The organism is Pseudomonas sp. P5_B2, assembly GCF_056400445.1.
On sequence record NZ_JBFULH010001396.1, the window covers coordinates 1 to 634 of the forward strand.

General features: G+C 58.4%; 2 protein-coding genes. Both read left to right on the forward strand.

Going from position 1 to position 634, the window contains the following annotated elements; all coding sequences use genetic code 11:
- Nucleotides 1-271, forward strand: a 271-nt coding sequence (locus AC1DRJ_RS31420; protein WP_477805531.1) for a capsule biosynthesis GfcC family protein, incomplete at its 5' end; no start/stop codon positions are given.
- Nucleotides 268-634: YjbH domain-containing protein (locus tag AC1DRJ_RS31425; RefSeq protein WP_477805532.1), on the forward strand; the 367-nt coding region annotated here is incomplete at its 3' end. The genes AC1DRJ_RS31420 and AC1DRJ_RS31425, both read left to right, overlap by 4 nt.

A 634-nucleotide genomic window follows, 5' to 3' on the forward strand; every position in this document is an offset into this window, starting at 1 on the left:
CCAACCCTTGCAGTCGGCCATCAGCTATTTGAAGAGTTGCCCACGTGACCCGGATGCCGACGCCGACCTGCTCTTCGTGGTTCAACCTGATGGCCGCGTTTTCCAGGAGGGGGTGGCGCTGTGGAACGAAACTCAATCCGTACCTCCCGCGCCGGGAGCGCGTATTTATGTGCCCGTGCGCAGCAGTGCCAAGGGTGATCCCACACCGGACCTGAATACTGAACTGGCTGCCTTCATCGCCACCCAGCCCCTGCTGGAGGTGAAGCCATGAAGTATCACTTGATCCCTTGCTTGTTGCTCGGTTGCAGCACTTGGGCGGTGGCCGAGCCACGCTACACGCAGAGTGACTTTGGTGGTGTTGGTCTGTTGCAAACACCTAGCGCGCGCATGATGCCAGCGGGTGAGCTGTCTTTGACCGCCAGCCGTACCGATCCCTATAGTCGTTACAGTGTGTCCTTCCAGCCGTTCGATTGGCTGGAGGGTTCGTTCCGTTACACCTCGATCAGCAACCGCGATTATGGTTCGGAGGAGTTAAGCGGCGACCAGAGTTATAAGGACAAGGCGATCGATGCCAAAGTGCGCCTGCTCGAAGAAAGCCACTGGATACCGCAGGTTGCATTGGGTGCACGAGACA